We start from the raw sequence: 20204 nt of genomic DNA, 5'->3' as shown, positions 1-20204 counted from the left end.
CGCGGTTGCCGAACATCCTGATACGGGTAGGGCTTGCCGGGTAACCCGCCACGATGCCAAGTCGGGCGCAGAGGAGGGGCATTGATCTTTCGCAGCTTCCGTACCGTGCACCGGCTCCCTCACCCGGGGCGCCCGTTCGTCCAAGGCGTGGACATCGACCGGGGGACGATCTGGGAGAGCACCGGCCGGTACGGCCGGTCCACGCTGCGCCAGGTGGACGCGACGGACGGATCCGTGCTGTGGAGCGGTCGACTTCCCGACGAGCTCTTCGCGGAGGGGATCTGCCTGGTCGGCGATGTCCTGTGGCAACTGACCTGGCGAGAGGGGGTCGCTCTGCGCTGGCGCCTGCGCGACATGGCCTACGACCGCGTTCCCTACGATGCTGAGGGGTGGGGGATGTGCTTCACGGGAACCGATGTGGTCACCAGCGACGGCTCCGATCGACTGACGCTGCGCGACCCGGAGGACCTTCGGAGCCACCGCACGGTGTCAGTCCGCATCGGCGACCGACCCGCCTCCGCCCTCAATGACCTGACCTGGGCCGAAGGCGTGCTCTGGGCCGTTGTCCACGGCACCCCGTACATCCTGGGCATTGACCTGGCGGACGGCCGGGTATGCGGTTGGACCGACGCCTCGGATATGCGTCGGGACGAACTGCCGATCACAGCACACGTCATGAACGGCATCGCAGCCCTGCCGGGAACCGACCACTTCCTGCTCACGGGAAAGCACTGGCGGTCCCTGTACGAGGTCGAGCCGCGACCGATCCCACCGCCACGCTGGGCGCGCCTCGAAGGACTCGGCACCTCATTCTGATTCCTGCACCGCGTGCGCGGCACCTCGTGTCCCGTTCTCGGCCTCGCTCGGCGCGTCGGGCGGTGGAGAGTTCGTGAACTTGTCTGGCTGGAGGCACAGGGGTCCGACGGATTCCAGTTCATGCCCAAGGGCGCGACCACCGGCACCAACCGGGTCTACATCCCGAACGACCCCAGGAACTGAAACAAAGAGGGCAGGCCAGTGAACGAGCACGTAAGCCGTCTGATCGACGTTCTGGCGGCGGACGCTACGGCACCACAGCAGCAGGACTGGTCGGGCATCGAGTCGGAGCTCCAGGTCCGACTCCCCGACGACTACAAGGAATTCATTGAGCGAGTAGGCGGCGGGTGGGTCGACGGCTACCTGTACATCCTCGCGCCGTCCTCTCCGAACCAGCACTACGATCTCGCCAAGTCGTCCGCCGAGCGCGAAGAGGCTTACGAAGACATCTTCGACATCGAGGAAAAACCCGCCCAGCTCGAACCGGAGGGAAGCCGCATCATCCCCTGGGGCACCACCGACAATGGAGAGTGGCTCTTCTGGCGGATCCTTCCTGGACAAGATCCCGCGGAGTTCGCCGTACTGATCAACGAAGCACGTGGTGACCGCTGGGAGTTCCACGAACTGGGCTTCGCCGAATACCTGACCGCGGTACTGCGGGGCGAGATCCGGTCGGACATCCTCTCATCGGCGTTCCCCTCCGGCCCGCATGACTTCCGTAAGTTCACGCACACCCCCTGAAAGCCGTCTCGGACCCGGAGCCAGGATTGATCACCATCTCGGCTGTAAGACAGTGATCCCGCGGCTACGGTGCAGTGGTGAGCAACGACTCTCTTCTGGGCCGCGCCGTCCAACTCATCCCCCTGTCCGTAGGTCATGCCGAAGCGCTCTTCGCTTCCGCGTCGGATCCCGAGGTCTGGCGATGGATGCCCCGGCCCCGCCCCGACTCTCCGATACAGATGCGGGCGTTGATCAGCCAGATGCTGGCGGATCCGGCCCGACGGTGCTTCGCGGTTCAACGCCTGGCGGACGAGGCGGTGGTCGGCTCGACCAGCCTGTACGCGCTTGATCCTGCCGAGGGGCGGGCCGAGATCGGCGCGACCTGGTTCGATCGCTCGTGCTGGGGTGGCCCCTACAACGCTGAATCCAAGCTGCTGCTGTTCGGGCATGCCTTCGATGATCTGGGGCTGGTCAGGGTCGCCTTGCGCACCGACAACCTCAACGTGCGTTCCCAGCAGGCGCTGACCCGGCTGGGACTCGTGTATGAAGGGACGTTGCGCAGTCACATGGTGCGCCAGGACGGCACACGTCGTGACTCGCTGTACTACAGCGTGCTGGTCGATGAGTGGCCTGCCGTGCGCGACAGGCTGCTCACCAGGATCGCGGCCAAGTCCACCGTCTGATCGCGCGGCGGTCAGCCGTATCGCCGCAGCAGTCCGTCCACGTACGCCTCCAGCCGCGCTCCCAGTACCTGGGGCGTAAGATCGTCCCGTCCCAGTTCACGCCATGGCCCGGCCAGTTTCGCCGCGTCGGGGCAGTAGTGCAGGGCGTCGAGCAGCCGCCAGTACAGGTGGTCGGGGGCGTCGGCGAGGTCCCGGCCGCCGTGTGCCTCGTACCGCTCGCGGAAGTCCAGCCCGTACACCGGCCCGTGCAGCAGCGCGAGCGCGGTCGAGCAGTGCGCCACGTCGAGGTCGGCGGGGCCCCACGAGGTCTCGACCCAGTCCACGACACCTGTGATCCGCAGCTTGGGCCCGGCTCCCGTGAAGAGTACGTTCCCGGGGTGGAAGTCGCGGTGCAGAAAGCAGCCCTCGTACGGCGGCGGGTCGCGGCGGATCACGTCCACGGCCCGCTCCCACAGGGGACCGTCCGGGGTGCGGACGCGCTCCGGGGAGGTCCACGGCTGGTACGTGCGCGGTCTTTCGGCCGGTACGACGCCGTGGACGCGGACGAGCTGGGCCGCGAGCAGGTCCAGGCGCCGGTCGAGGTCGTCCTCGTCCACACGAATACGGCCCGGCAGCGCGGACATCAACAGCGTGGGGTGGTCGCAGTGTTCGGCCGTGGCGTCCACGGCGACGAACCCGGGCGCCGGGATGCCCTCCTGTCGGGCGAGCAGCGCCAGGACGGACGCCTCGCGGGCCAGCAGCCCTGGCCCGTGGTGGCGGAAGAACGGCTTCACAAAGGTCCGTTGCACCAGGGCCGTGCCGTCGTCGAGCGTGAGACGGCGCATCTGGGAGCTCCAACCACCGTACAGGAGGCGCGAGTTGGTGACCCCGCGGCCGTTGCCGAGCTGCTTGGCGACCCATGCGTGCGTAGCCGACCAGCCCTGGTCGTCGAGGCCGGTCAGCACCGCCTCCACGAACTCCTGCCGGTCGTCGCCGTGATCGCGGAACCACATTCCCAGCTGGTGCTGTGCGTCCGGAAGGTCGAACCGTGTGTACTGGGCGCGGGCGGCCAGCGCGTCCTGTACGGCCTCGGTCACCGCGGCCGGGATCACCGTGTCCGTGCCCGGTACGGCGAGCACCGCCCGGCCCTCGTACGCCCGCAGCACCTGAAGCGCGGGGGACTCACGCCAGCTGTCCGGCCGCCGGATGATCCCGCTGAACCGCCCATTTCCGTCCCCGAAGGGCACGTCCCACGCCTCGGCGGTGTACACGGCGGGCGCGCACAGTCCCAGCGCCGCCACCCGATCTCCGTAGTGCCGGACGAGATCGGCCACCGTCTGGCCGCTCATGCTGAACCCCACCAGGACCAGCGGCCCGTCCGCTCCCGCGTACGCGTCGATCACCGCGACGGCCTGCTCGTACCGTCGCCGAAGGCTCAACTCGCCGAGCTTCCCGGTGCTTTCGCCGTGCCCGGAGAAGTCGAAGGCGATCCCTCGACAGCCGCGGGCCACGAACTCCCTCACCAGCGGGAGCAGTCGCTCCTTGCTGCTGGTGCCCGCGCCATGCAGCACCACGGCGGTGATCCCGGAAGGCTCACCGTCGTACACACCGCTGAGCCGTTCGCCGTCGTGGTCATGCGTGAAGTCGAAGAGCATGCCCCCTATTCTCAGACGAACGGTCGAGGCGGTCCACCGACGGGTGGGGTTCGTCGTGGTGGATCGGGGTGTGGCCGCCGGTCAGGGAGAAGCCGCTGCCGCCCCGGCGGACGGCGATGATCTCCGACGCTATCGACACCGCCACCTCCTCCGGCGTACGGGCCCCCAGGTCCAGCCCGATCGGCGACCGCAACCGCGCCAACTCCCATTCCGACACGCCCACGTCACGCAGCCGCCGATTACGGTCCGCATGCGTGCGCAGGGATCCCATCGCCCCCACATACGCCACAGGTGGCCGCAACGCCAGCCGCAGCAACGGCACATCGAACTTCGCGTCATGCGTCAGCACACACAACACCGTCCGACCGTCGACCTCCGTACGCTCCAGATAGCGGTGCGGCCAGTCGACCACGATCTCGTCCGCCTCCGGGAAGCGCGCCCGCGTCGCGAACGCCGGCCGGGCATCACACACCGTCACGCGGTAGCCGAGGAACCTCCCCATCCGTACCAGCGCCGACGCGAAGTCGATCGCACCGAACACGATCATCCGAGGCGCGGGCACCGACGACTCGACCAGGAGCGTCACCGGCTCACCGCAGCGTGATCCCGCCGCTCCGATCCGCACGGTCCCGGTCCGCCCCGTGTCCAGCATCGCCGGCGCCTCGCCCACCGCCGTCCGCTCCAGCCCCGCGTCCCCGCCGAAACCACCCACGTACGACCCGTCCGGGCGCACCACCTGGACCCCTCCCACCAACTCGGCGGGCCCGTCGGCGAGCCGTACGACCGCCGCCGACTCCCCGGCCACCGCGGCCGCCAGCCCTGCCGCGAACACCTGCCACACCGGTGCGTCCGCACGGACCGGGGTGACCAGGATGTCGATCACACCCCCGCACGTCATCCCCACCGCGTACGCGTCATCGTCGCTGTACCCGAACCGCTCAAGAACCGGCGTGCCGTCGTCCAGCGCCTGCCGGCACAACTCGTACACCGCGCCCTCCACGCAGCCACCCGACACCGAACCGATCGCCGTGCCCTCGGCGTTCACGGCCAGCGCCGCGCCCGGCTGCCGGGGCGCACTGCCGCTCACGGCCACCACTGTCGCCACGGCGAAGTCACGGCCCTGCCCGACCTACCGGTACAACTCATCGGCGATGTCCAGCATCTGGGTCTCCTTACCTCGACACCGGGAGCCATGAACCCGCCCCCTCCCGCGAGAGGCCCGGTCGCCGTGGTCAGCCCGGAGTGCGGAAGGCGATCACACCGGGTGCGGGTACGGGAGTGGTGTCGCCGGTGGGCTCCAGCTCACCGCTCTGGGGATCGATGGCGAACCGCACCACGCTGTTCCCCTGGGTGCTGTTCACATAGAGCCACCGACCGGTCGGATCGATGGCGAAGTTGGTCGGACCGTTCACGCCCTCCGTGGCGAAGCCGAGAGGGGAGAGCTGTCCGCCCGGGACGGTGATCCGGTAGGCCGCGATGGTCCGCGAACCACGGTTGGAGCCGTAGAGGAAGCGCCCGGACGGATGGACGGCGATCTCGGCACCGCTCTGCCCGCCGGTGTAGTCGGCGGGCGCGGTGGAGACGGTCTGGAGCGCGCGGCCCACCGATCCGGTCGCGGAGTCGTAGGCGAAGGCCGTGATCCTCCCGTCGAGTTCGCCGATCACATAGAGGGTCCTGGCGTCGTACGAGAAAGCGATGTGCCGAGGGCCCGTGCCGGGTGTGAGCGACACCTCGCTCACCCGCTCAAGGCCGCCGCCCGAGAGCCGGAGGATCTGCACCTTGTCGATGCCGAGATCGGCGGTTCCCAGGAATCGGCCCGACGGATCGAAGGTGACGGCGTAGGGATGCGACGCGTCCTGGCGCGGGTGCGGTCCGCTGCCCGTGTTGTGCGCTGACCCGCTCCAGCCCGTCCTGTGGCGCGATGCCGCCCGGCTCGGACACCAGCTCGGCCAGCTCCCGGAGCCCGCGCTCGACCAGGGCCGGCAGTTCGTTGCTCACCTCACGGGCGGCAGCGGCCTCGGCCAGCCCCCGTCGGCGTCTCGCTGGATTCGCTCACCCAGCCTCGACAGTTGGTAGCGCGCGCGGGAACGCTGGTACTCGGTGATGCTGGACGCCTTCACCGTAGTGAAACGCTGAGAGACGTGCTCGTGGTGAACCTGGTGGCCGCGCGCACTCGGCTCGCCCGGCTGTCCCGAGCGGGAGATGCCACTGGCGAGGAAGAAGCGTGGGCTGATGGTGGACGGCATACGCCCGGCTCGACGCGATACGTACCCTGAGACCGAGGAATGACAGTGACCGCTGAGCGAAACATCCGGACCAACTTCGCCTTCTACCCGCCCGAGGGGGATGGCGGAGCCTGGCATGCCACCCTTGAGTCCCTGGAGAGGGCCTTGAGGCAGGCGTTTCCCGAACCCACCGTGGAATACCGGACATCCGGAATCCACCACATGACCGTGCTCGATTTCGAGGTCGAACTGGCCCCGGACGTATGGGCGGACGGAACGGCGGCGATGCCGAGCCCCGACTACGCCTACATCACCCTCACCGATGTCACCGCCGACGAGGCCGCCGTCTTCGCCATGTGGCTCCGCGACTCCTTCGCCCCCGCCCCGCACCTTGTGCGCTTTGCCGGCAGCCTCGCCATGGCCAACGGCGAGGACATCCCGTCGCCCTTGCCGGCTACGGGGAGCACCGAAGAGATCAGAGCCGCGCTGCGTGACCACCTCGACTGAGGTCGAGGGCGACGAGGAAGCGGCGGTAGGCGGTAAGGAAGGTGCTCCAGAACTCTCCTGGGTACGGCTACTCATGCGTCGCGCCACGCTGACGCCTACCGTCACACGCATGTTCCAGAGCCCTGTACGTAGAGCCCGTGCTTCCGGGCGGTCCGTCCTGTATGCCGTCACAGGGCTCGTGATGGTGGTGTTGCTGGTCGCTGCCGTGGTGGCGGGGAACGTCGTGTGGAACGGCGCGCCGTATCCTTCGGCCGACCCCGACGCGGTCGCGCAACGGCTCAAGGCCCGGTCCGACGAGGTGTACGACGATTTCGCGCTGCCCGAGAAGTACGCGGCGGACTCGGGCAGGGTCGATACCGGTGCCTGTTACTACCGTGGGCTGAGGAGCACCGCTCACATTGACGAGGCGCGAAGCGACGTCCGCAGCTTCGGCCTCGACTGGAGCGTGCCGGGCGTCCCCGAAGCCACGGCCCGAGACGCGCAGCGGCGCGTGCGCCAGCGGCTGGTGCAGGACGGGTGGAAACTCACCGACGAAGGCGACCGTGCAGGCGCAACCCTCCGCGAACTGGGCTTCCGATTCGCGAATCCGGTGGGCGGCGAGCAAGTTGACGTGCGGTGGAACGACTCGACCACGACTCTGTTCATCAGCGTCTACGCGCCCTGTGGGCAGGTTCCCGACGAGTTCGTGGAGTACGACTGGTCTGAGGCGGACTGGCACCCGAAAGAGTAATCCGCTGGCAAGCGTGTCATTCCCGGGGGACGGCCGGGGGACGGCCGGCACCCGATGCGGACTGCTTCTGGTGCGGGTTGCTGATGAAGCCTACGGTCAGCCGAGTTCCCTGAGCCCGTAGTGGGCGACCTCGCGGGCCTGCCGGGCCCTGTCAGAGGTGCCTGTCATAGTGCCCGACGTGGACATCGATTCCTTCTGGAAACTCATTGAAGAGTGCCGAGGCCAGGCACATGGCCGGGCTGGGCAACTCGCTTGGCTGCGGGAGGAGCTGGCGCGCAAGCCCGTGACGGAGATCGTGGAGTTCCAGGTCTGTCTCGAACGTCTGTGTGGGCAGGGGTTCAGCTGGGACCTCTGGGGTGCCGCCGAGCGGATCTTCGGTGGCTGGTGCTCGGACGACGGCTTCTGCTACTTCCGCCTGTGGGCAGTCGGCCTGGGCCGTACCACGTTCGAGCGGGCTGTGCAGAACCCCGACACTCTGGCCGAAGCTCCTGAAGTCCAGCGCTTGGTGGGTCGGCCACGAGGTTCTTGGGACGATGACTGGCCGGAGTGGGAGGAGCTGGACTACGTCGCGGCCGAAGCCCATGAAGAGGTGACCGGGATGTCTGACGAGGACGGAGCTTTCTATGCGGCCGTAGACGCCTGCCTGAGCGGCGACGGAGTGGTTCGAGATCCGCTGGGAGAGCGTTGGGACGTGCGGGACGAGGTCGAAGCGACGCGCAAGCTGCCGCGGTTGAGCTCCAAGTTTCCGATCACGACGCAGCCCTGATGGCCCGTCGCACTCCGGTTGTCCGTTGATCTCGCTGTGAGTTGCCGCTTTGCCAGGATGGTCGCGACAACCTCTTCACGCGTTCTCAGCAAACATGGCTCCTGCGGAAACTCCAGGACGGTGGGGCGGCGCGTCACTGCTCATCCAGGGATGCCTGCCGGGCAAGGAACTCCTCGAACGCCGCCTTCTGCTTCGGATCCATGAAGCCTTGGCGGACATCGCGGGCCTTCTCCTGAAGCCAGTGCGCCTCGTCGGGGCCCAGCAGCTCGGCGACCACCACGCCTTTGCGAGCCACCGCCGTGCGCCCTCCTGCGCGACGGCGAAAGAGCGTGAACGCGCCGAATTCCTTTGGGTGGGCCAGTTCCGGCTCCTCCGCCACAGCCTGGTTCTCGTCGCCGACGTCACGCGCCGGGTAGGCGGTGGGGGCCCAGTGCTCCCAGAGCGCCAGTGTGGCCGCGGGCACCAGCACCGCGCGTTCCGCCTCCTCACGCCCCTCCCACAGGAACGTGACAGTGACGGGTTCGCCGACCGCCTCGGCCAACCCGAGCACCCTCTCCATCTCATCGTTGACCGGGTAACCCGCCACCACATCGATCTGAATGCCCATGGTGCCTGAGGCTACTGGCCGCTTCGGACATCCCGGGCCCACAGCTCCGATGCACCCGAACCAGCGGCCGGCCGACCCGTGGACGCTACGCGTTCTGTGCGTCGGCGTACTTGTCCAGTTCGCGCATCGCTTCGGCGTGGGCACTCATCCGGATACTCACACTGCCGCTCGTGAAGAGCGCCACACCAACGACCGACACCGGCACGGACAGCCCCAGCACGGCCAGGACTTCAGGCCAGTCGCGCTCGTTCTGACACCAATCTCCTCCTTGCAGACCGTCGTTGGCTGTACCACGTTCGGTCAACAACCGTGACTCGCACTCCGCGGGGTAACGGTCGTCGGGCTCCTCATCGACTGTGTACGGCGTGAGCAGCAACAGAGCACACCATGCCCACTGAAGCGTCGCCACAGCCAACAGACCGATACCCCAGGCGCGTATGCGCCCGGCCCTGTCGCGGAAGTCGAGGTCGTACTCACGTGATCGCATGGCGGACGAATCTAGCAGCGGGTTCTCGGTTGTGGCGCCGTCGCCGAGGCCCTGCTCGTACATCGGGACGCGTGGCTCCTGCCACAGCCGACGGCCCGGGAACAGGGGCGAGTTCCCCGCCGCCGAGTGGCGCCCGGAAACCAACGGGGTAAGAATGTTGTGGAGTCGTGCCCCTCGCCCGGGACCGTTCGTCTTCGGTGCGCAACTGACTCCTTCATTCCTCTATCCCGCGGGACTGATACCCCATGGAGAACCGGACGCAGAGCGCGAAAAAGAAAGCCATGGAAGACCCGTACACCGCACCCCCCTGGCGTTGGCCGGAGGAGAAGTGGCGGAGTCTCGCCGCTCACGTGGGGGCAGGGCGGGGTGCGGGCCTTTTCCGCTGGCCGGGCGGGGTGTCCGTCGCCGTGGCCCTCAGTTTTGATGTCGACAACGAAACGGCACCTTTCTGCCTGAACGAAACATCCCCCGGATACATATCCCAGGCCCACTACGGGGCGCGCGTGGGCCTGCCGAGAATCATGTCGCTGCTCAAGGAACACGACGCCCGTGCCTCCTTCTTCGTCCCCGCCGTCTCGATGCAACTGGCACCCGAGGCCATCGACGCGATTCAGGCGGAGGGGCACGAGGTGGGTCTGCACGGATGGATTCACGAGCGGTGCGGTGACCTCCCGGCGGCCGAGGAGTACACGCTGGCCGAACGCAGCGCCGAGGTTCTCCGCCGGCACACGGGCCTCACCCCCCGGGGGATGCGTACGCCGTGGTGGGATTTCAGCGAGCACACCCTTCCCGTCGCACGGCATCTGGGACTGCTGTACGACTCCTCGATGATGGCCGACGACGAGCCTTACGAACTGCTGGAACGCGGTGAGCGGACCGGAATTGTGGAGGTCCCCGTCGCCTGGATCCGGGACGACGCTCCGTACTTTCCCGACGATCCCGCGACGCGCCAGATATTGGCGCCTCGTCAGGTTCTCCAGATCTGGAAGGACGAGTTCGATGGCGCCTTCGCCGAGGGCGGGCTCTTCCAGCTCACACTGCACCCGCATGTGATCGGCCACCGGTCACGCATGCTCGTCCTGCGGGAACTGCTGGCCCATATCGGCAGCCGACCGGGTGTCTGGTTCGCCACTCACGAAGAAGTGGCGCGCCACATCGCCGGCCGGATCGGAGTCGCGCCTCCCTCTGCACGCGGACCGTCTGCCCAGCCCGTATAGGCCGACTTCTTACCTCGCGAAGGAGAGAACCCATGAATGTCACCGAAGTGGCAACCGATTTCTCCTGTTACCCCGCCTCCCCCGACGGGCTGGACGAAATCGTCTCCGTCTACCGGCAGTCCTTCGACGAGGACCCGGTGTTCCAATGGCTGTTCCCGGACGCGGAGACACGTCCGTCTTCCCTCAAGGAATTCTTCACCGTCATGGTCGGCCATACGTTCGCCCACGGTGGCTCCGTACTGCGGACCGAGGATTACGGGGCGGTCAGCATGTACTTTCCGCCCGACGCGGTGGAACAGTCGGAGGAGACGCGCGACCGGCTTCTCGACTCGTTGCGTGACGAACTTGGAAGCCGGTCCGACAGGCCCGTCCATCTTCTGATGATGCTGAGTGCGTCACACCCGCACGATCTTCCCCCTCACTACTACGGCACCTTCGTCGCGGCCAGGCCGCGGTACCAGGGCGGCGGCCTCGGCACCCGCCTCAAGAAGTGCTTGTTCGCCCTGGCGGACGAGGACCGGGCCGGTGCCTACGCGGAAGCGTCGTCACCACGCAACCTGGCTCTCTACGAACGGCTTGGCCAGCGCCGGCTGGGACCCGCGCTGACCCTTCCCGACGGACCACCGATCTTTCCGATCTGGCGACCTCCTTCGACGGTAGCCGGACGAACGCACCCCGACACGGTCCACGGCGGGAGCTGAGATGACCGGCAGCCTTGGACAAGCCCACATCGCCGACGGCCAGGTCATGCCCGAGGACCTGGATCTTCTCGATTCGATAGCCGACTACGCGCGTCTCTTCCTGGAGACGCCACGGCCGGTGCGCCCACGCAGCCCGGAGCGACTCGGTCAACTGCTGGGCGGGGAGCTCCCCAAGGAGGGCAACGCGCAGCACATGACGTTGCGCCGCCTCATCGAAGCCGGCGAGTCCGGCCTGCTCCCCTCGGGAGACTCCCACAGCTTCGGTTACGTGGTCGGCGGCGCGCTGCCGATCGGTATCGCCTCCGACTGGCTGGTCAGTCTCTGGGACCAGTGCGCCGCCGTCTACGAGACGAGCCCGCTGGCCTCGGTGGCCGAGCGGGTCTGCGAAGGCTGGCTGGTGAACCTGTTCGGGCTGCCGCCGGACACGGTCATGGGACTGACCTCGGGCTGTACGACGGCCAATCTGGCGTGCCTGTCCGCCGCCCGCCGGCAACAACTCCACGCGGCGGGCTGGGACGTCAACGAGCGCGGGATGCGCCAGGCGCCGCGCGTGAGCGTCCTGGTCGGACGGCACACCCACGTCTCGGGCCTGCGCTGCCTGCGGCTGCTTGGCCTCGGCGGTCAGATCGAGCGGGTCGACGCCGGCGCCGACGGCCGTATGGACCCGCGCCACCTGGCCGAACTCGCGGCGAACGCGCCCGGAAGCCTCATCGTCTGCGGACAGGTCGGCTCCACCGACTGCGGATCGGTCGACCCGCTCGCCGAGATCGCCTCCATCACCCACGCACACGACGGCTGGCTCCACCTGGACGCCGCCTACGGCATGTGGGCCGCGGCGTCCCCCGCCCTCAGGCCGCGGCTCAACGGCCTGGAGCAGGCGGACTCCTGGTCCTGCGACGGCCACAAGTGGCTCAACACACCCTATGACTGCGGAATCGCGCTGTGCGCCCGCCCCGAGCCCTTCATCGACGCGGTCCGCTTCAACGCCGACTACCTCCAGACCACGGAACGCACCGGCCGCGACCCGATGGACCACCGAGTGGAGATCTCCCAGCGCGCCCGGGCCCTGACCCTGTGGGCCATCCTGCACCACGAGGGCCGCGACGGAATCGCCCGCATCGTGGAACGCAACTGCGACGCCGCCCGCGAACTGGCCCGCCGCCTGGGGGAGGAGACGGACGTCGACCTACTGGCCCCGGTCACACTCAACCAGGTGCTCGTGCGCGTCGGTGACGAGCGCCATACCCGACAGGTCGTGGACACACTGAACAGCAGCGGCTCGTGCTGGGTGACCCCCACGACGTGGAACGGCCACTCCGCGGTACGGATCTCCGTATCCAACTGGCAAAGCGGCTGGGAAAGCGCCGAGGCCACCGCGGTCGCGTTCCTCCAGGCGTACCGCGATCACGCGGAACCCGGATCGGAGCCGTCCCACCGACGGTGAGGGCTTCACACCGACCGTGAGGGCTTGACACCGACCGTGAGGGCTTCACACCGACCTGGGCGCGAAGCCCTCACACACCGGCGAGGCGAGCACGGAGCGTGTGCTCGCCGCCGGGCCGAATCGTCCGCCGGGTCAGGGCACGGTGATGACGATCTTGCCGCGCGCGTGGCCGACGGCGCTGACGTCGTGGGCTGCGGCGGCCTCCTTCAGCGGGAACACGGCGTGCAGCGGGACGGTGAGGCGGCCCTGGTCGGCGAGGTCGGCCGCTAGCGGCAGTCCTGCCCAGCCCGGCGACTCGCCGGCTTCGGAGCGGGAGAACCGCACTCCGTGCCGGCCGGCGTCGAAGTCCGCGATGGTCACCACGCGGTGCGGATCGCCGGCGATCGCCACCAGTTCGGCGAGAGAGCCCTTACCGGCCGCGTCCAGAACCACATCGACACCGAGCGGGGCCAGTGGGGCGAGGCGATCGGCCAGCCCCGGCCCGTAGGTGACCGGTACGACGCCGAGCTGGTCGAGGAAGCCGTGATTGCCTTGGCTCGCGGTGCCGATCACGGCGAGGCCGCGGGCCCGGGCGAGTTGCGCGGCGATGGTGCCGACGCCGCCGGCGGCGCCATCGATCAGCAAGGTCATGCCTTCGGCGGCTCCCAGCGCGTCCAGTACACGTGTGGCCGTGTCGATATTGCCCGCGGCGCCACCCGCTTCCTCGAACGACCATGACCGAGGCTTGGGCGCCCACGCCTCCAGCACGGCGTACTGGGCCGCGGCGCCTCCCTGATCCACGAAGGGTACGAGGCCGAAGACCGCGTCTCCGACGGCGGTGCCGGTCACCCCCTCTCCCACCTCGTCGACGATTCCCGCGGCGTCCATGCCGGGTATATGGGGGAAGTCCACGGTGGCGATGTCCCGCAGCATCCCTGAGCGCAGGTACCAGTCAGCGGGGGTGACACCGGTGGCACGCACCGCGACGCGGACCTGACCGGGCCCGGCGTGCGGCTCTTCGACCTCCTCCACGCCAAGGACCTCGGAACCGCCATAGCGGTGGTACTGCACAGCGAACATGGACAACCTCCGTACATATGACACGTCGTTCAGCAGGCGAACTCGTGGCCGCTCACCTCTGCGGCGGAGAGCCGACCGCGGGTCACCGCGGTACCAGGTCACGCTAACCCGCTAACCGGTCAGCCCCTTCCGTTTGTGATTAAGTGGGAGACATGCCTGATCAACTGTCTCGGAACCCGCCCCCCTCCGCCTCCGGCCCTCCCACCCCGGGGCGGAGAGCCGACGCCCGGCACAACCGCGCCCGGCTCCTCCAGGCCGCCCGCGAGGCGTACGCCCTTAACGGCACCGACGTGTCCTCCAGCGCGATCGCCCGCAGAGCGGGTGTGGGTGCCGCCACCCTCTACCGGCACTTCCCGACACGCGGCTCGCTGATCGCCGCCGCGTTCTCCGAACAACTCGGCCAGTGCGTCGCGGCCCTCGACGAGGCCCTTCAGGACGACGATCCCTGGCGCGGACTTCGTGACGTCCTCACCAAGGTGTGCATGATGCAGGCCCAGGACCGCGGGTTCAGCGCCGCGTTCCTCTCCCAGTTTCCCGACGCGCCCGACGTCCATCGTGAGCGTGCCCGCGCCGAGACATGCCTCGCCCGGCTGGTACAGCGTGCCAAGGACAGCGGACAGCTGCGCGAGGACTTCGACCCCAGCGACGTCACGCTCCTGCTCCTGGCCAACAACGGCGTCGTGCGAGAGTCCCCGGCGGCCTCCATGGCCGCGTCCCGCCGCCTGCTCGCCTACTTCCTCCAGTCCTGCCCGCCGGCGGACGGCACACCCCTGCCCCCGCCCGCGCCACTCCGCCTTGACGACCTCTACAGGCCACCGCGTCGAACGGAGTGACCGCCGGGCGGAGGCGTGCACACGTCGCGGGCTTGCGCGCTTGTGGAGGGAGTCGCACCGCGGCAGCGGGAGCCTCGCCAACCTCCGCCCAGCGGTTTGAGAGGGGGACCTCCACGCGCAACCCGCGCCCGGAGCAGGTCTGTTGTCTGTCTCACGTCCAGCGCAGTCGGTTGCCGGTCGAATTGCGGGCCAGGAACAGCGTGAGATACGTCTGCCCCGCCATCGCGCCGATGCGGTGCTCCCGCCCGTAGTAGGTGTTCTCGCCATCGGCGCCGTAGGTCCGGCCATCGGTGAAGCGGGACATGAGGGAGAGCTGTGCGTTGTTGTGCAGTCCCTCCCACTCGGCGGCGGACGGGGAGATGCCCCGGTCCTGCCCGGTGAGGGAGACCAGAAGGTCGAAGTTGCCGAAGTAGAAGGGGAAGTGCGTACCCCAGTCGTTCCCCTCGGGATAGTAGATCTCCGCCGAGTTCTCACGGTAGATCGGGCTGGTGCCTCCGCCGGGCAGCGGGAAGGGTTTGTCCACCAGCGCGGCGTACACCCGGTTGATGTTGTGCAGCGCGGCCCGCGGCGCGGCCCGGTTCGCCAGGCCGAAGACGAAACCCTGGTACAGGCTCTGGTCGAAGGCCACCATGTACAGCGGGTGCAGCCGTGCGTGGTTCTCCAGTGTTCCGTCGTCGGCGATGTTCGTCCCCTGCAGCCAGGAGGACAACCGGATACCGTTGATGCTCGCGCTGCCGGTGAGATCGGCCGGTCTGGCCGCCGCGGCCAGGAGGAGTTCGATGTTGCGACGCGTCCAGCGGGCGGTGTTGGGGTGGTTCGGCATCATCGAGGCGGCCAGGGAGAGCGCGGCGGCGCTCCAGTTGTCCTCTTCCGCCTTGCTGTCCCCGGGGGTGACGATGGTGCCGTCGCGGCGGGTCATATACAGCTGATCACCGCTGGTGCCGATCAGGTGGACGCTGTCGCCGGTGGTGAGCCGGTCCGCTTCCCATACCAGCATGGCGACGAGATGGTCGCGCGTGGTGGCGTCCAGCCGGTCCCAGAAGAGCCAGCCCGCGAGGGCCGTGTAGTACGCCCACAGGGCGGTCTGCCATCCGCCGCCCCAACGGGTCCCGGTGTTCGCGTTGTTGGCCCGGTGCCGGGCGGCGAGGGTTCGGATCAGATTGTGGGTTCGGATGGTGGCGTTCGCGGCCGAAAGCGTACGGGGGTCGTACGTGTCGGTGACCAAGGCCGTTGTGGCGGCGACGGCGGCCATGGCGGGCAGCCGGACGGCCCGCTCGTCGGTTCCCTTGAGGTCGATATAGCCGTCGGGAAGGTAGTGGGTGTAGTTGGCGGCGTACCAGGGCCCGATCAGGTATCGGGCACTCCCGGCGAGAACGGCCGTCACTCGGGTTCCGGCGGCGTCCGCCCCTGAATAGGAGCCCAGGTCCGGCCAGTTGACGGGTACGACGCTGCTCCCGTCCGCTGCCAGCGCGGTGCCCGTCGCCCCGGCCCCGAACACACCGGTGAGTCCGATCGCGCTCGTTGCTCCGAGGAAGCGACGTCGGGACAGTGCGGGCGGACCGAACATGGGCGGACTCCTACTCGCGGGAGGGGGCATCGGACGCGGGGGCGTCGGACAGCAAGAGTCGTGGGCTGGTGGCAGAGTCACCGACGGATCGCGGAGGCGGTCGCGACAAGCCCGGCGACGGTTCTCATTCGAAGAACTTGAGGCTGTACCCGACGGTGCTGGTGGCGCCGGGGACGTTGGCCCTGCGGTACGTGGTGTTGCCCCACCAGACGGCCGTGCCGGTGTACCAGTAGCGGTTGGACCATGAGTACGGGGTGCCCTTGGCGACCGCGTGGAACATGGTCGGGAACCGGTTGCCGGACGGCGGGCCGGCGGCGACGTCGCCGCGCGGCAGGACGAATGTGTGGTGGCCGGGACCGTCGACATTCAGCGTGGGGTCCCAGCCCGGCATCATGGTCGGGGCGTGCGAGCCGAAGAGGCAGCCGTTGCTCTTGTACCAGTCCCACACATACGTGGGGTCGCCGCCGGCCCGCAGCCGCAGGTCGGCGATGCAGTACTGGCTGCTCCAGCTGCCGTTCGCGGAGTACACGATGTGCAACTGCCCGCTGGGGTCGATGATCGGCTGGGGTGCCTCGTTGATGTACGGGTTGCCCACGACCCGTTCCCACGGCTCGCGCGGCTGCGATATGACGTAACGGCCGCCGGTGGTCGTGGTGGGACCGCTCATCCGGGCGACGTACAGGTTCTGCTCGACGTTGGTGTCGCCGGACCAGCCGGACCACACGAACCAACGCTGGCCGCCGAATGTGAAGGGCACCCCGTCGATGGCCCATTTGTCATCGGGCAGAGCGACTTTGGTGGCGGCGGAATAGCCGGTGTCCGGGTTGGCCGAGCTGATCTGGTACATCCGGTGGGCGGCGCCGTTGCCGGCGGCGAAGTAGACGCGGTAGTGACCGTCGTGGTGCACGATCTCCGGGGCCCAGACCTCGCCGAGGTTGCCCGTGTCCTGCCACACCTGGTGTTTGGGCGCGGTGGCGACGCCCTCCAGGGTGGAGGCGGACCGTACCGCGATGCCGCCGTCCACGGACTTGGCGGAGATGTAGAGGTCGCCGACCTTGATGACACTCGGGTCGGCGCCGCCGACCAGGGGGCGGCCGAGCGTGGACGGCTGGTCGGCCGTCACCGCGGTGACGGCTTCCGCGGGGCCGGCGGTGGACACATGCCCGAGCACAAGTGCGCCGACGAGTCCGAGGGGAACGATGCCGGCGAGCCATCGCGTAGGGGGCATCAGGTCCTCCTGGTCATGTCCACGACGGGTGGCGCTTCCAGCTAATCACCATGAGGTGAGCGGCCGTCAAGAGGGCGAGCGGTCCGCCCTGGTCACCACCAAGTCGATTCGCCCCGGTCACCACCAGGTCGGTCCGCCCCGGTCACCACCAGGTCGTGGGATAGACCTCTCGCTGGAGACGGGAGGAGATCAGCTGTACCAGGACGAGCAGCGTCGCGCCGGTGGCCAGCAGGGCCGTGAAGGGGATGGCGCGCGGTTCGTTGAGCATGATCATGACGACGGTCGCCATGGCCGGGGGGTGGGCCACCTTGAAGAGGAGACCGAGGCCGCAGGCCGCGCCGCAGGCCAGGGCGGCGGCCCAGGGGCCGTGCCAGCCGAGGGCGAGGACCGTGAAACAGACGAGGCAGGACAGCAGGTGTCCGCCGAGGACGTGGCGGGGCTGCGCGAGTGGCGAGCCGGGGGTCACCGTGATGATCGCCGTCGTGGCCGCGAGGGGCGGTATCAGCACCGTCTGGTGGGTGAGCGTTCCGACGGTCACCAGGACGGTCAGCGCGACCGATGTGGTGACGGACGCCGATATGACGGTACGCCGGGGCGCCCTCGGCTCGCCGACCTTCCACCAGCGGGACCATCTCGACCAACTGGACCCGCGGGATCGGGGCCGCCGCGCGGGGCGGGTGTCGTCCTCGGTTTCCCGAATCCCGGACCGGTCGAGCGTCATGAGTACGACGCCCCCGCCCCGCCGAGCGGAACGTACGCCTTCTGGGCATGCGAGATCAGCACAGGACTCCTCGGAAGCGCCCCCACCTCCGGCCCACGGCGGCTCGTCGTCCGTCAGGTCGGGGAACGCTCCGACATCCTGCCCTCCTGGATCACCGGCCGTCCAAGAGCGCTTCTCGATCAGTTGATCGACGCCAACGATCAAAGACCGCGGACCGCGGCTCTCGACGCCGCGGCGCCGCAGTGGCTGTGGCTGCGGCTGCGGACAATCGCGCCGGCCGCTCCGCGCGGTCGGACACGGACTCGTCGTGGCTCAGGCGTGGAAGCCGTTGCACACGATGGACGTGTACTTCGTGGGTCCGCCCTCGACGTGGTACAGCACCACGGTCCAGTCGCCCCGGTCGTCTCCGACCGGGATCGCGTCGACGGTCCGATCCTCGAAGTGGGCCCGGAAGTCCTCGGGATAGTTGAGCTTGATGGTTCCGCCCGACGACCACTGGGAGTAGAGGTCGATGGGTTTGCTGGTGAAGCCGATCCCCTTGCTCGCCGACCGGAGGGGGCGCCCGGTGGCGCGGTCGGTTTCGTGCGGCGGCCGTATCCCGACGGACACGTAGTACGGCGCGGGTCGCTTTCCCTCCCCGGCGGTCTTGGGGCGCAGCTCCACCGCGGCGGTGTCCGAGCCGGTGGTGTGCGAGACGGAGGATCGCAGGTCACCCGGCGGCAAGGAGTCGGTGAGACTCGCCAGGTCGCAGGAGCCGATGCCCATGGCGGCCTGTTCCGGATCGTCCGACAGGGTCCAACGGTCCTGCGAGACCCGGTCGTTCACGATGTGGTCCGGCGGGCGCTTCGCCGGGCCCGTGGTGGCAGGCCCGGACACGAGGACATCGGTCCCGGGTGCCGCTTCTGAGCCCTTGTCGTCCTCCTCTTCGAGGAACAGCCAGATCGCGACCGGCACCAGGAGCGCCACCACCACGCATGCGGCGAGACAACCCCCACGGCGTGCGCGCCGGACGGGAGGCGGTTGGCGATCCGGCCCGTCGTACGGGGTTGTGTCGGAGTACGCCCAGAACGCGGTGCCCGCCGGCTGCGCCGGAGCGTGATGCACCGGGCCGCGATCCGTGGCGGAGGTGGGCGAGGTGGGCGAGGTGGGCGATGCGGCCGTGACGGGGGCGACGGGGGTGGCCGTCTCCGCTTTCCGCTCCGACGGCCCGTGCGCACCGGACGACCCGGCCGGGCCCTTCACGTACCCGGACCCGGGTACGGGGTCGGTATCGCGGGCCACCGAACGGTAATGGGCATCGGCGGCCAGCGCCGAGTCCACCGCGCATCCGGCGATCACGGCGGCCAGTTCGGGCCGCTCCGCCGGCTCCTTGGCGACGCACCGCCGGATCAGCGCCGCCAGATCGTCCCGTACGCCCCTCAGGTCGATGTCCTCGTGCACCGTCCGGTAGCTCACCGTCATGGCATCGCCCGTACCGTACGGGGGCCGGCCGGTCGCCGTGTAGGCGATCGTCGCTCCCAGCGCGAAGATGTCCGCCGCCGGGGTGACGTCATTGCGCAGGAGGACCTCGGGCGCGGCGTATCCAGGGGTCCCGGGTGCGGTTCCGTCCCGGGTGAGAATCGTCTGCTCAAGTCCCCTGGCGATACCGAAGTCGATCAGCTGCGGCCCTTGGGGCGCGAGGATGACGTTCTGCGGTTTCAGGTCCCGGTGCGTGACTCCGTGGGCATGGACCGCGGCCAGCCCCTCGGCGAGCGCCGCGAGCAGCCGCAGGGCACTCTCGGGCGGGAACGGGCCGCTCGCTCCCACGGCGTCGCGCAGCGTGGGTCCCGGTACGTACTCGGTGGCCAGCCAGTACGGGGACGTATCGAGCGACGCCTCGATCAACTGGGCGGTGTAGGGGCTCCGTACGGTTTCCACGGTCGCGGCTTCCCGCCGGAACCGGGCCAGCGCCTCGGGGTGATCGCTGATCTCGTCGCGGATCACCTTCACGGCCACCAGCCGTCCGCCGGGCGAACGGCCGAGGTACACCTGTCCCATGCCGCCCGCACCGAGCCGGGCGATAATCCGCCACGCGCCTATGCGCTCGGGATCCTGAAGTCGCAGCTCATCCACCGGCACGACTTTGCCACACCCCGGCATCCGGCGGACCGCGAAGAACGCACAAATGCCCAGAGGTTCGGGAGTGTTCTCGTACAGGACGGAGGAACGGGGGAGTCCTCGACGTACCCGCCGCTCATCAGGGAGGCGGCGAGTCCGCGA

General features: G+C 68.9%; 18 protein-coding genes and 2 pseudogenes. 10 read left to right on the top strand and 10 right to left on the bottom strand.

Annotated elements, in window-relative coordinates; all coding sequences use genetic code 11:
* The first annotated feature begins 81 nt into the window (after window positions 1-81).
* The 3 genes from AB0M67_RS16225 to AB0M67_RS16215 all read left to right on the top strand — a co-directional run bounded on the left by AB0M67_RS16225 (window position 82) and on the right by AB0M67_RS16215 (window position 2219).
* The gene (locus AB0M67_RS16225; protein WP_365746008.1) at window positions 82-816 is read left to right on the top strand and encodes a glutaminyl-peptide cyclotransferase; all 735 of its coding nucleotides are present in this window, start codon (window positions 82-84) and stop codon (window positions 814-816) included.
* Between the two features lie 201 nt (window positions 817-1017).
* Window positions 1018-1557, top strand: a complete 540-nt coding sequence (locus AB0M67_RS16220) for an SMI1/KNR4 family protein (RefSeq protein WP_365746007.1) — start codon at window positions 1018-1020, stop codon at window positions 1555-1557.
* Window positions 1558-1634: 77 nt separating this feature from the next.
* The gene (locus AB0M67_RS16215; protein WP_365746006.1) at window positions 1635-2219 is read left to right on the top strand and encodes a GNAT family protein; all 585 of its coding nucleotides are present in this window, start codon (window positions 1635-1637) and stop codon (window positions 2217-2219) included.
* 11 nt (window positions 2220-2230) lie between these two features.
* Here the strand turns inward: AB0M67_RS16215 and AB0M67_RS16210 are convergent, their stop codons facing one another.
* From AB0M67_RS16210 to AB0M67_RS16200, 3 genes and pseudogenes are all read right to left on the bottom strand, one after another.
* Entirely contained in the window at window positions 2231-3853 is a 1623-nt protein-coding gene (locus AB0M67_RS16210) for an alpha/beta fold hydrolase (RefSeq protein ID WP_365746005.1), read from the bottom strand.
* A pseudogene (locus AB0M67_RS16205) lies at window positions 3831-5015 on the bottom strand (XdhC/CoxI family protein). Before AB0M67_RS16205 ends, AB0M67_RS16210 begins: the two are co-directional and overlap by 23 nt.
* Window positions 5016-5085: 70 nt before the next feature.
* Window positions 5086-5688, bottom strand: a pseudogene (locus tag AB0M67_RS16200) (beta-propeller fold lactonase family protein); the annotation flags it as partial.
* A gap of 456 nt (window positions 5689-6144) precedes the next feature.
* Here AB0M67_RS16200 and AB0M67_RS16195 point away from each other — a divergent pair.
* The 3 genes from AB0M67_RS16195 to AB0M67_RS16185 all read left to right on the top strand — a co-directional run bounded on the left by AB0M67_RS16195 (window position 6145) and on the right by AB0M67_RS16185 (window position 8081).
* The gene (locus AB0M67_RS16195) at window positions 6145-6585 is read left to right on the top strand and encodes a hypothetical protein (protein WP_365746004.1); all 441 of its coding nucleotides are present in this window, start codon (window positions 6145-6147) and stop codon (window positions 6583-6585) included.
* A 109-nt stretch (window positions 6586-6694) separates the two neighbouring features.
* Window positions 6695-7315, top strand: coding sequence for a hypothetical protein (locus AB0M67_RS16190; RefSeq protein ID WP_365746003.1), 621 nt, complete (start codon window positions 6695-6697; stop codon window positions 7313-7315).
* Between the two features lie 178 nt (window positions 7316-7493).
* Entirely contained in the window at window positions 7494-8081 is a 588-nt protein-coding gene (locus AB0M67_RS16185; RefSeq protein WP_365746002.1) for a DUF4240 domain-containing protein, read from the top strand.
* A gap of 133 nt (window positions 8082-8214) precedes the next feature.
* On the opposite strand, the gene AB0M67_RS16180 is transcribed toward AB0M67_RS16185, so the two are convergent.
* Both AB0M67_RS16180 and AB0M67_RS16175 read right to left on the bottom strand, forming a co-directional pair.
* Window positions 8215-8688, bottom strand: coding sequence for a hypothetical protein (locus tag AB0M67_RS16180; protein WP_365746001.1), 474 nt, complete (start codon window positions 8686-8688; stop codon window positions 8215-8217).
* Between the two features lie 85 nt (window positions 8689-8773).
* Window positions 8774-9175 carry a hypothetical protein gene (locus AB0M67_RS16175; RefSeq protein WP_365746085.1) on the bottom strand — a complete coding sequence of 134 codons (402 nt, stop codon included), beginning with the start codon at window positions 9173-9175 and terminating at the stop codon, window positions 8774-8776.
* Between the two features lie 503 nt (window positions 9176-9678).
* Here AB0M67_RS16175 and AB0M67_RS16170 point away from each other — a divergent pair.
* From AB0M67_RS16170 to AB0M67_RS16160, 3 genes are read left to right on the top strand one after another with little or no spacing between them, the layout of a single operon-like run.
* Entirely contained in the window at window positions 9679-10392 is a 714-nt protein-coding gene (locus AB0M67_RS16170; protein ID WP_365746000.1) for a polysaccharide deacetylase, read from the top strand.
* 32 nt (window positions 10393-10424) lie between these two features.
* On the top strand, window positions 10425-11093 hold the full coding sequence (locus AB0M67_RS16165) for a GNAT family N-acetyltransferase (RefSeq protein WP_365745999.1): 669 nt from the start codon (window positions 10425-10427) through the stop codon (window positions 11091-11093).
* Window position 11094: 1 nt separating this feature from the next.
* Window positions 11095-12537, top strand: a complete 1443-nt coding sequence (locus AB0M67_RS16160) for a pyridoxal-dependent decarboxylase (RefSeq protein WP_365745998.1) — start codon at window positions 11095-11097, stop codon at window positions 12535-12537.
* A 132-nt stretch (window positions 12538-12669) separates the two neighbouring features.
* Here AB0M67_RS16160 and AB0M67_RS16155 read toward each other — a convergent pair whose 3' ends face one another.
* Window positions 12670-13596 carry an NADP-dependent oxidoreductase gene (locus AB0M67_RS16155; RefSeq protein WP_365745997.1) on the bottom strand — a complete coding sequence of 309 codons (927 nt, stop codon included), beginning with the start codon at window positions 13594-13596 and terminating at the stop codon, window positions 12670-12672.
* A gap of 152 nt (window positions 13597-13748) precedes the next feature.
* On the opposite strand from AB0M67_RS16155, the gene AB0M67_RS16150 reads away from it, so the two are divergent.
* Window positions 13749-14429, top strand: a complete 681-nt coding sequence (locus AB0M67_RS16150; protein WP_365745996.1) for a TetR/AcrR family transcriptional regulator — start codon at window positions 13749-13751, stop codon at window positions 14427-14429.
* 151 nt (window positions 14430-14580) lie between these two features.
* Here the strand turns inward: AB0M67_RS16150 and AB0M67_RS16145 are convergent, their stop codons facing one another.
* The 4 genes from AB0M67_RS16145 to AB0M67_RS16130 all read right to left on the bottom strand — a co-directional run bounded on the left by AB0M67_RS16145 (window position 14581) and on the right by AB0M67_RS16130 (window position 20057).
* Entirely contained in the window at window positions 14581-15996 is a 1416-nt protein-coding gene (locus AB0M67_RS16145) for a hypothetical protein (RefSeq protein ID WP_365745995.1), read from the bottom strand.
* Between the two features lie 124 nt (window positions 15997-16120).
* On the bottom strand, window positions 16121-17224 hold the full coding sequence (locus AB0M67_RS16140) for a glycoside hydrolase family 43 protein (protein WP_365745994.1): 1104 nt from the start codon (window positions 17222-17224) through the stop codon (window positions 16121-16123).
* A gap of 142 nt (window positions 17225-17366) precedes the next feature.
* On the bottom strand, window positions 17367-17945 hold the full coding sequence (locus AB0M67_RS16135) for an HPP family protein (protein WP_365745993.1): 579 nt from the start codon (window positions 17943-17945) through the stop codon (window positions 17367-17369).
* A 312-nt stretch (window positions 17946-18257) separates the two neighbouring features.
* Window positions 18258-20057 carry a serine/threonine-protein kinase gene (locus AB0M67_RS16130; protein WP_365745992.1) on the bottom strand — a complete coding sequence of 600 codons (1800 nt, stop codon included), beginning with the start codon at window positions 20055-20057 and terminating at the stop codon, window positions 18258-18260.
* Window positions 20058-20204: the final 147 nt, after the last annotated feature.

It is taken from the genome of Streptomyces sp. NPDC051662 (assembly GCF_040681655.1).
Taxonomy (GTDB): Bacteria; Actinomycetota; Actinomycetes; order Streptomycetales; family Streptomycetaceae; genus Streptomyces.
Note: the sequence above shows the minus strand (reverse complement) of the source record. Positions and strands in the feature narration are given on the sequence as shown.